The organism is Streptomyces sp. CO7, from assembly GCF_053474865.1.
Genome location: NZ_JBRIOU010000004.1, coordinates 962,132 through 964,984 on the forward strand (window position 1 = coordinate 962,132; position 2,853 = coordinate 964,984).

A 2,853-nucleotide genomic window follows, 5' to 3' on the forward strand; every position below is an offset into this window, starting at 1 on the left:
GAGCATGACGCCTCCTGACATCCCGAGGACGGGCGTGGTTAGGTCTACCTAACCACGCCCGTCCTCGGGATGTCAGGAGGCGTCATGCTCTTTCCGGTTGCCGGCCACGGCCGTCCCGATGCCACGGAGCAGCACCAGGGCGGCGCGGGTGCGCGCGGCGGCGGCTCGGTGTCGATGCGGGACCTTCTGGCCTCCTGTGCCGCGGCCCGGGCGGTCTCGGTGCCGCCGGCTCCGGCCTCCCCGGCCACCCGTGAGGACCGGCCCGCTCGCGAGGCCGCGTAGGCGCGGGGCCGGACCCTGGGGACAATGCTGTTCCACTCGCTGCCCGGGCTTGCGCCCTGCTGAGCGAGCCGTCCCGCGGGAACGTGAGGCCCTGCGCCCACCCGTGCCGCCCAGCGGCACGATTGCCCGCAGGACGATGCCCGCATGGTGTTCCTGCCGGGTGGCGAGGGGCGGCTCAGGCCTGGAGGGGGCTCAGGTCGGCCTTGGTCCAGCGGGGGCCCAGGGCGGTGACGGTGACGTGGCGGACGTCGTCGTCGGCGTCGTCGGAGGCGTCCCCCGTGGCGCGGGCGATCAGGATCTGGAGGCGGTCCTCGGTGAGGTCCTCGACCTTGCCCTCGCCCCACTCCACGACGATCACCGACTCCGGCAGCGAGACGTCGAGGTCGAGGTCCTCCATCTCGTCCAGCCCGCCGCCCAGCCGGTAGGCGTCGACGTGGACGAGCGGCGGCCCGTCGCCGAGGGAGGGGTGGACGCGGGCGATCACGAACGTCGGCGAGGTGACCGCGCCGCGGACGTTCAGGCCCTCGCCGAGGCCGCGGGTCATCGTGGTCTTCCCGGCGCCGAGCTCGCCGGTGAGCATCACGAGGTCGCCGGCGCGCAGCAGGCCGGCCAGCCTGCGGCCGAGGTCCAGCATCTCCTCGGGTGAGGTGACGGTCAGCTCCAGCGTCCGCCGGGCGCCGGCCGGCTCACTGGGACCGTGGGGGTTCTGCTCGCTGGGGTTGTGCGGTGCCGCGGGTGCTTCCATGGGACCCCACGGTAGCGGCCCCGGAGGGTGCTCCCGCGCGGGCGAGCAGGTCGGCGAGCCGGACGTTCACGATCTCGGGGTGCTCCAGCATCACCAGGTGGCCGGCGTCGGGCACGCGGACCAGTTCCGCGTCTGGCAGCTCACGCGCCATCGCCTCGCTGTGGCCGACCGGGGTGACCAGGTCGCCCTCCCCCGAGACGATCAGCACCGGCAGCCCGTGGAAGCGGGCCAGCGCCGCCGTCTTGTCGTGCGCGTCGAAGGCCGGGTAGAACTCGGCGACCACGTCGATCGGCGTGGACTCGATCATCCGCTCGGCGAACCGGGCGACCACCGGGTCGACCTCGGCGGAGGCGAACGAGTACCGGGTGACGATCCCGGCGAACACGTCGGCGGTGGCCTGCCGCCCCCGCTCGACGAGGTCCGCCCGCCGCCCCAGCACCCGCAGCACGCCCGGCAGCAGGCGCCGCACCGCGTTCACCCCGACGGCGGGCAGCCCGAAGTGGACGTCGGCGAGCCCGCCGGAGGACGTGCCCACCAGGGCGATCCCGGCGACCCGCTCGCGGACCAGGCCGGGGAACTGCTCGGCCAGCGCCATCACCGTCATCCCGCCCATGGAGTGCCCGACCAGCACCAGCGGACCGGTGGGCGCGGCGGCGTCGATCACGGCCTTCAGGTCGCGGCCCAGCTGGTCGATGGTGACCGGCGGTCCCTGCTGGGCCCGGGTGACGCCGCGTGCGGACCGGCCGTGGCTGCGCTGGTCCCAGTAGACGGCGCGCACGCCGGCGGCACGCAGGGCGGCCCGCTGGAAGTGCCAGGAGTCCTGGTTGAGGCAGTAGCCGTGGCTGAACACCACCGTCACCGGGGCCGGGCGCACGGTCTGCTCGCGGCGGCCGCCGAACAGCCGACGGCGGCGTGGCGGCGCCGGCTCGGGCACGGCGACGGGGGCCTCGTCGACCTCGTAGTGCAGGGCGGTGCCGTCCTCGGCGAGGGCGGTGCCGGGGGTTCCGCGCAGGGTGCCGTAGGGGCCGCCGAACTCCAGGGCGAGGCGGGCCCTGCGGCGCACGCCGCCGCCCATGGCGAGCCGCTCGACGACGACCCCGGCGGCCGCGCCCGCGGCGAGCACGCCGATCGCGGCCCCGGCCAGGCCGGTGGGGCGGCGCCGTGCCCGGGGGGCGGGCGCGGTGGCGCCCGTGGCGGCGACCACCAGCTCCGTGACGGTCACCGCCGGGCTCTCCTCGCTCACTCGGCGCTCCCTCTTCTCCGGTCTCCCGGGTTCGTCGCGGCGAACGGCCCGTCGCCGCGTCCGCGCCGCCGGGCCCTCTGCCGTTCGATTACCCGGTGGGGCGCTCGTTCACGTACACCCGGGGCACCCGGCTGCCGATCCGGGTCACGATCTCGTACGCGATCGTCCCGCAGGCCTGCGCCCAGTCCTCGGCGGTGGGCTCGCCCTGGTCCCCCGCTCCGAACAGCACGGCCTCGCTGCCGGCCTCCGGCAGGTCGCCGCCGAGGTCGACCACGAACTGGTCCATGGCGACCCGCCCGGCGACGGTGCGGAGCTTGCCGTCGACCAGCACCGGGCCGGTGCCGGAGGCGTGCCGCGGGATGCCGTCGGCGTAGCCGGCCGGGACGAGGCCGAGGGTGGTCTCCCCAGGGGTGACGTAATGGTGCCCGTAGCTGACTCCGTGCCCGCCGGGCACCTCCTTGACCAGGACCAGGTCCGCGGACAGCCGCATCACCGGGCGCAGGCCCAGGTCGGCGGGGGAGCCGAGCTCGGGGGCGGGAGAGACGCCGTAGGTGGCGATGCCGGCCCGGACCAGGTCGAAGTG

Annotated in this window: 4 protein-coding genes; 1 reads left to right on the plus strand and 3 read right to left on the minus strand. The window is 75.6% G+C overall.

Going from position 1 to position 2,853, the window contains the following annotated elements; translation table 11 throughout:
- Nucleotides 1-84 precede the first annotated feature (84 nt).
- The gene (locus ACOV8S_RS17145) at nt 85-282 is read left to right on the plus strand and encodes a hypothetical protein (protein ID WP_448318664.1); all 198 of its coding nucleotides are present in this window, start codon (nt 85-87) and stop codon (nt 280-282) included.
- 175 nt (nt 283-457) lie between these two features.
- Here the strand turns inward: ACOV8S_RS17145 and tsaE are convergent, their stop codons facing one another.
- The 3 genes from tsaE to ACOV8S_RS17160 form a co-directional block, all read right to left on the minus strand.
- Nucleotides 458-1,027 carry a tRNA (adenosine(37)-N6)-threonylcarbamoyltransferase complex ATPase subunit type 1 TsaE gene (gene tsaE / locus ACOV8S_RS17150; protein WP_448318665.1) on the minus strand — a complete coding sequence of 190 codons (570 nt, stop codon included), beginning with the start codon at nt 1,025-1,027 and terminating at the stop codon, nt 458-460.
- On the minus strand, nt 969-2,270 hold the full coding sequence (locus tag ACOV8S_RS17155; protein WP_448318666.1) for an alpha/beta fold hydrolase: 1,302 nt from the start codon (nt 2,268-2,270) through the stop codon (nt 969-971). The genes tsaE and ACOV8S_RS17155 overlap by 59 nt, the downstream gene beginning before the upstream one ends.
- A gap of 88 nt (nt 2,271-2,358) precedes the next feature.
- Nucleotides 2,359-2,853: alanine racemase (locus tag ACOV8S_RS17160; protein ID WP_448318667.1), on the minus strand; the 495-nt coding region annotated here is incomplete at its 5' end.